Origin of the sequence: Pedobacter sp. (assembly GCF_045628745.1) — a bacterium.
Classification (GTDB): Bacteria; Bacteroidota; Bacteroidia; order Sphingobacteriales; family Sphingobacteriaceae; genus Pedobacter.
This window is the reverse complement of sequence record NZ_JAZQPU010000208.1, coordinates 1-5873: the sequence shown is the minus strand read 5'-3', so window position 1 is coordinate 5873 and position 5873 is coordinate 1. Positions and strand designations below refer to the sequence as shown.

At 37.8% G+C, this 5873-nt stretch carries 8 protein-coding genes; 5 read left to right on the top strand and 3 right to left on the bottom strand.

The genetic code is table 11. The features are described from left to right. Both ACR2F7_RS07980 and ACR2F7_RS07975 read left to right on the top strand, forming a co-directional pair. Nucleotides 1–471: DEAD/DEAH box helicase family protein (locus tag ACR2F7_RS07980; RefSeq protein WP_432713055.1), on the top strand; the 471-nt coding region annotated here is incomplete at its 5' end. Nucleotides 472–515: 44 nt separating this feature from the next. Then, nucleotides 516–959, top strand: a complete 444-nt coding sequence (locus tag ACR2F7_RS07975; protein WP_432713054.1) for a lysozyme — start codon at nucleotides 516–518, stop codon at nucleotides 957–959. An 8-nt stretch (nucleotides 960–967) separates the two neighbouring features. Here ACR2F7_RS07975 and purE read toward each other — a convergent pair whose 3' ends face one another. Beyond that, complete coding sequence (gene purE, locus ACR2F7_RS07970; protein ID WP_432713053.1) at nucleotides 968–1459, bottom strand: 5-(carboxyamino)imidazole ribonucleotide mutase; 492 nt, start codon at nucleotides 1457–1459, stop codon at nucleotides 968–970. A 59-nt stretch (nucleotides 1460–1518) separates the two neighbouring features. Continuing rightward, nucleotides 1519–2658, bottom strand: a complete 1140-nt coding sequence (locus ACR2F7_RS07965) for a 5-(carboxyamino)imidazole ribonucleotide synthase (RefSeq protein WP_432713052.1) — start codon at nucleotides 2656–2658, stop codon at nucleotides 1519–1521. 17 nt (nucleotides 2659–2675) lie between these two features. Here ACR2F7_RS07965 and ACR2F7_RS07960 point away from each other — a divergent pair, with 17 nt between their 5' ends. Next, nucleotides 2676–3905 carry an NAD(P)/FAD-dependent oxidoreductase gene (locus tag ACR2F7_RS07960; RefSeq protein WP_432713051.1) on the top strand — a complete coding sequence of 410 codons (1230 nt, stop codon included), beginning with the start codon at nucleotides 2676–2678 and terminating at the stop codon, nucleotides 3903–3905. A gap of 9 nt (nucleotides 3906–3914) precedes the next feature. Here ACR2F7_RS07960 and ACR2F7_RS07955 read toward each other — a convergent pair whose 3' ends face one another. Then, a complete protein-coding gene (locus tag ACR2F7_RS07955; protein WP_432713050.1) occupies nucleotides 3915–4181 on the bottom strand; it encodes a hypothetical protein in 267 nt (88 codons plus the stop codon). 367 nt (nucleotides 4182–4548) lie between these two features. Here ACR2F7_RS07955 and ACR2F7_RS07950 point away from each other — a divergent pair, with 367 nt between their 5' ends. Both ACR2F7_RS07950 and ACR2F7_RS07945 read left to right on the top strand, forming a co-directional pair. Continuing rightward, a complete protein-coding gene (locus tag ACR2F7_RS07950) occupies nucleotides 4549–5424 on the top strand; it encodes a hypothetical protein (protein ID WP_432713049.1) in 876 nt (291 codons plus the stop codon). A gap of 140 nt (nucleotides 5425–5564) precedes the next feature. Next, a partial coding sequence (locus tag ACR2F7_RS07945) for a HopJ type III effector protein (RefSeq protein ID WP_432713048.1) occupies nucleotides 5565–5873 on the top strand: 309 nt, incomplete at its 3' end.

Here is a 5873-nt window from a genome sequence, read left to right as displayed (position 1 = left end):
ATCTTAACAGATAGTGTAGAGCTTGACAAGCAGCTGGAGGGCATGTTTAGCGATAGTAAAGAGCCTATAAAAAGAGCTGTAAATGGCAGAAAGCTCTTACAACTTTTAAGACAGCCAAACGCCAGGTTATTTTGTTCACTGGTACAGAAATCAGGTAAAAAGTCTGAAGACAATATTGAAGATTTTATTAAAGAATTGGAAACAAACCCAATTTCTAATGAAGTGGAGCTATATGTGCTGATAGATGATTGTCATAAAACTCAAAATGGAAAGCTTTACCTCACCATGAAAACGATGTTACAGAAAGCTGTTTTTCTTGGTTTTACAGGAACTCCACTGCTCAAGAAAGATAAAAAGGTTACTATGGAAATATTCGGCGACTATATACATACTTTTCTAAGGGAAGGTAGTGAAGAGGAGCTCTTCTCCATGCTGAATAATCAACAGAAAAAATCGACTATTTCTGCATAACTTTAAGAATAGTTTAATATGCTCATTGAAGAAAAGGTATGCTAATGAAATTAGATTCTGCCGGAGAAAACTTTATCCTTCAGGAAGAAGGAATGGTTTTACATCCTTATCAGGACAGTGCCGGAATTGCTACTATTGGCGTTGGCTGTACTTATTATGAAGATGGAACTCTGGTTACGCTCCAGGATGAGCCTATTACGGAAGAACGTGCATTACAGCTCTTCCGTAATTTAGTAAAAACCTATGAACTGGCCGTTGGAAAGGCTATTCATGTGCCTCTCACACAAAATCAGTTCAATGCGTTGGTATCTTTGTGTTTTAACATCGGGATAGCCGCTTTTAAGCAGTCTACGCTCGTTATTAAAATCAATACCGAGGCGTCAATTGCAGAAATTGAAACCTGGTTTTTAGTGTGGAATAAGGTAGGAGTGGCTCCTATACTACTTGACAGAAGAAAGCGGGAGTTTCAGCTATTCTGTACTCCCTGATGTTGTCTTTACAAGGCTTCCATATCGGCAGCTGTTTCTTCTACTTTTTTCTTCAACTCATCTTTATAGGCCTGCATTTTTTGAGCAAGTTCTACATCTGCAGTAGCTAAAATCTGTGCGGCTAACAAACCTGCATTTTTAGCAGCGTTAAGTGCAACAGTGGCCACAGGAATGCCATTTGGCATTTGCAATATAGAAAGGATAGAATCCCAGCCATCAATAGAGTTAGAAGATTTTACCGGTACGCCAATAACAGGAAGAATAGAAATTGAAGCTACCATACCAGGTAAATGTGCAGCACCACCAGCGCCAGCAATAATAACTTTTATACCTCTGCCAGCTGCTTCTTTAGCATAGGTAAACATTCTTTCGGGTGTACGGTGCGCAGAAACTACTGTCATCTCAAAAGAAATTCCAAAATCTTTTAAAATATCTGCTGCATCCTGCATGATGTGCAAATCAGATTTGCTACCCATAATTATCCCTACCTTTGCACTCATTCTCTATGTTTTTATGTTTTAAAATTCTTAATTATATTAGCTTTTTAAGCAGTGTTGCCTTATGAAATTACTGTCAGGGCCTGTTTAATGTAATTGGCTTTTTCTATCGCACTTTCTCTGTTTTGATCTACCACGGTTACATGGCCCATTTTGCGGAAAGGTTTTGTATATTTCTTTCCATAAAGGTGAACATAAACCCCATCCAGTGCCATAATTTTTTCTAATCCTTTATATTTGGCAACGCCTTCATATCCTTTTTCACCCAGGAGGTTAATCATCACAGAATTAGTTATACAGCGAGTGTCACCAAGAGGAAGGTTGTAGATGGCACGTAAATGTTGACCAAACTGTGATACGTAATTGCCTTCAATTGTTTGGTGTCCACTGTTATGTGGTCGTGGGGCCAACTCATTAACCAGAATTTCGCCATCTTTAGAAACAAACATTTCTACTGCCAGAAGGCCCGTTATATTTAAAGCTGCGGCTATATTTTTTGCAATTACTTCTGCTCTTTCTTGTATTTGCTGTGGATAGGTAGAAGGACTGATTAAAAACTCTACCAGATTAGCTTCTGGATTAAATTCCATTTCCACCATAGGGAAGGTTCTTACATCACCATTAGCGTTACGAGAGACGATAACGGCTACTTCCTTTTCAAAATTCACTAATTTCTCAATCAGACATGGGCCTTCAAAAGCATCATCAAGGTCTCTTAAGGTTTCAATTTTCATCACACCTTTACCATCATAGCCATCTTTGCGCTGCTTCAAAATGTATGGAAGTGCAAAACCGCAGTTCTTCATTTCCTCTACACCGTTTACGAGTACAAATGGAGAAGTCGGGATATCATTTTCTTTGAAAAATTGTTTCTGAACGCCTTTATCCTGAATTAAACGGATAACTCTGGACTGAGGAAACACCAATTTTCCTTCTTTTTCTAACTGTTCCAGGGCTTCAATATTTACCTTTTCAATTTCTATGGTAATCACATCTGCTTTTTTGCCGAAATTATAGACAGTGTCGTAATCTGTAATAGAGCCGCATTCAAAATAATTAGAAATGAACTTGCAGGGTGCGTTAATATCTGGATCTAAAACAAGGGTGGTAACATTGTAATTAATGGCCTCCTGAATGAGCATTCGCCCTAATTGGCCTCCACCGAGTATGCCTAATTTTAAATCACTTATTTGTTTTGCCATATCAATATGAAAAAGTTATGCTTATTTTGCACAAAAATAACAATATAAACGGATTGATGGAAGCTGATGCTATAATTATTGGGGCTGGTGCATGTGGATTAATGTGCGCTGTTCAGGCGGGATTTTTGGGGAAGAAAGTAATTGTACTGGAAAAAGGTAGTCAGCCAGGAGCTAAGATCCTGATTTCTGGGGGCGGACGATGTAACTACACCAATCTTTTTGCCAGTGATGAACAGTTTATTTCTCAAAATAAACATTTTTTGAAATCTTCTTTTACACAATGGACGGTAGAAGATACTATCAACTTTTTTGAAACCTATGGCATAACAGGGAAGGAAAAGACCTTAGGTCAGCTTTTTCCCGATGGCAAAAACGCTAGGGATGTAGTACAGGTATTCACAGATTTGTGCCGTGACATGGAACAGGAAATCCGCTGTGATGCTAATGTAACTGATATTACAACTATTGATGGCGGCTACGAGGTGAGCTATGAAAAAAATGGTAAACTGAAGCAGCTAAAGGCTCCTAAACTAGTTATTGCAACAGGCGGTTTGCCGATTCCTAAAATGGGAGCCACAGATTTTGCCTTACGTTTCGCACGGAAACAGGGTTTGAATATTGTAGAGACTGCACCTGCACTCGTACCTTTAACCATTACCGGTAAAGATGAAGCCTGGTATGCACAACTTTCTGGCAATGCGGTCTTCTGTAAAGTGAGCAATGAGGAAATTTCTTTTGAGGAGAATCTGCTTTTTACCCACTGGGGATTAAGTGGTCCATCGGTTTTACAGATATCTTCTTACTGGAGACCTGGAGAAAGTATTAATATAGACTTATTACCAAATCAAAATATAACATCACTTATTGAACAGGAGCGAAACAGCAATGGGAAAACCTTATTGTCTACCTTGTTCAATCGTTATTATACTCGTAAGTTTACTGATGCCATGACTAAGTTTCTGCCTGTGGAAAAGCCTGTTGCGGCTCTAACAAAGGCAGAAATGGAGTTAATTCATGATACTATTCACCTGTTTAAGGTTAAACCTGCCGGCGACAAAGGCTATGATAAAGCCGAAGTAATGCGTGGTGGTATTGATACCAACGAACTTTCGTCGAAAACTTTAGAATGTAAAAAGTTACCGGGGGTTTATTTCGGCGGTGAATGTGTGGATGTTACCGGTTGGTTAGGTGGTTACAATTTTCAATGGGCGTGGGCAAGTGGTTTTGTCATTGCACAGCACATTTAAATTGACCTCTTAATTGCCAAAAATAGTAGCAAAAACTAACCTGCAATCTTTACCGATTTCTAAAGGCAGACCATCTTTTAAGTGAAGTTGCGTTTGACCGTCTGGAGAATTGTAGTAACGGAAGTAGTTAGAGATATGATCTGTTTCGCCTGTGAAGGGGTGAGTTCTTTCACTGAACCACCTGATATACTTTTCATTAAGGATGATAAGTTGTTCTTCGAATTGTTTTTTGAGTAGGGTAATTCCTTCTTGTGTGTGTATTGTAATAGTTGACATAAGTTGCAAGTTAAGTAAAATTATTATAAATAAATGATTTACAGTAATTTATGACGCTTGTGTGTTTTGCAAGGTTATAAAGAATTTTAATCAACCTAATAACACTGAGAAGAAGGATAAGTTTGATTAAAAATTTACTTATTAATGAATAAAATTACTCTTGTTCTAATAGCGCAATAATTATTCATTTAAAAAATCTCACCCCTGTTCATGATCCCCTGATTTGGATTATATCTGCTAATAAACTGCTGAAATTTGTGTAGCATTAACTGTATTTTGTACCTCTTGCAATAGGGTTCTTTGTGTTAATTTGGATTACCTTAATTGTGAAATGAGAATCCACAAATAGCCGAATCAACGATGAGCAATGCCAAATCAAGATCATAACAGAAACCAGTCCAATCAATATGATAAGATCATTAAGGAAAATCTAGAGGTTACGCTACCGGTAATTATCAAAGATATGCTTGGTCTGGAAATTCAGTCGAGTGAGGAACTGCCCGATGATGTACAACATACTAAAGAAAGAAAACCAGATGCACTGAAAAAAGTGACTGACAGGGCAGGGAATACTTTTGTGTTACAAGTGGAATTTCAGGTAGAGGATGAGAGAGAAATGGTTTACCGCATGGCTGAGTACTATATCATGCTGATGCGGAGGTATAAATTGCCTATTAAACAATTTGTTGTTTTTTTAAAGGATGTGCATCCTGTGATGCCAACCTTCTTAACAACTGACCATTTTAACTATGATTTTAAGCTGATCAGGATAGCGGAAGCGAACTATAAATTATTTCTAAAGTCCGACAATCCTGAAGTAAAGATGTTAGGAATATTAGCTAACTTTAATGAAGAAGACAGTTACAACGTTGTAAAGTCGATCATTGAAAGCATACAATTTGCAACCAAAGGTGACTTTGCAGAGAGCAGGTATTTTAAACAACTGCGTATTTTACTGCAGTTGCGTAACAGTGTTGAACAACAATTTGAAAAAGCTATGGAAACAGTAACAAAATTTTTCAAGGAGGAGAATGACTTTTTATATCGCAAGGGCGAAGAAAAAGGCAGGGAAGAAGGCAGGGAAGAAGGTATAGAAGAAAAGAGTCTTAAAGTAGTAGAAAACCTGATTTTAGAATTAGGGTCTTCTGATGAGCAGGCCGCGCGCATTGCTGATGTAACCGTGGATTTTGTTCAAAAAATACGTGCCGAATTAAACGGAGATAAGGCCAAAAACCAGGAATGATCGAAGAAGTAATAAAAAAAGAAAATTACAAGTCGGGCACTTATATTTGCTGCAATTAAATTGTGAAGGTCGAATTACCCCATCTTAGACAGTTATTGTCCAAGGAACCTCAACAATTTGCAAATCAAACGACAAAATCTATGAATAACAAATTACGTGACCTACTTAATGGTTTAAAAGCCAATCAAATTACCTTCAACCAAGTTATTGAACACATAGAGAGTGATTACAAACACCAACCAACTGCATTTAAAAATGGTGATGTGAGTAATGATGCCACACAAAATCAAGGGAGCGCCAAAGTATTTGCTTTCGCTCAAATAAATAACCTGAGCAAAGAGGATACACTTTATCTATTTGCTGAACATTACCAGTCGGTATTGGCTCATCCAGATGCTACAGATCATCAAAACATAAGACAATTTATAGCCAATGGCTGGTCGGGCATC

Bases quoted from the DNA above. Each gene is read 5' to 3' on its own strand.
- ACR2F7_RS07975 (WP_432713054.1), top strand. From the start codon at position 516: ATGAAATTAGATTCTGCCGGAGAAAACTTTATCCTTCAGGAAGAAGGA.
- ACR2F7_RS07960 (WP_432713051.1), top strand. From the start codon at position 2,676: ATGCTTATTTTGCACAAAAATAACAATATAAACGGATTGATGGAAGCT.
- ACR2F7_RS07950 (WP_432713049.1), top strand. From the start codon at position 4,549: ATGCCAAATCAAGATCATAACAGAAACCAGTCCAATCAATATGATAAG.
- ACR2F7_RS07955 (WP_432713050.1), bottom strand. From the start codon at position 4,181: ATGTCAACTATTACAATACACACACAAGAAGGAATTACCCTACTCAAA.
- purE (WP_432713053.1), bottom strand. From the start codon at position 1,459: ATGAGTGCAAAGGTAGGGATAATTATGGGTAGCAAATCTGATTTGCAC.
- ACR2F7_RS07965 (WP_432713052.1), bottom strand. From the start codon at position 2,658: ATGGCAAAACAAATAAGTGATTTAAAATTAGGCATACTCGGTGGAGGC.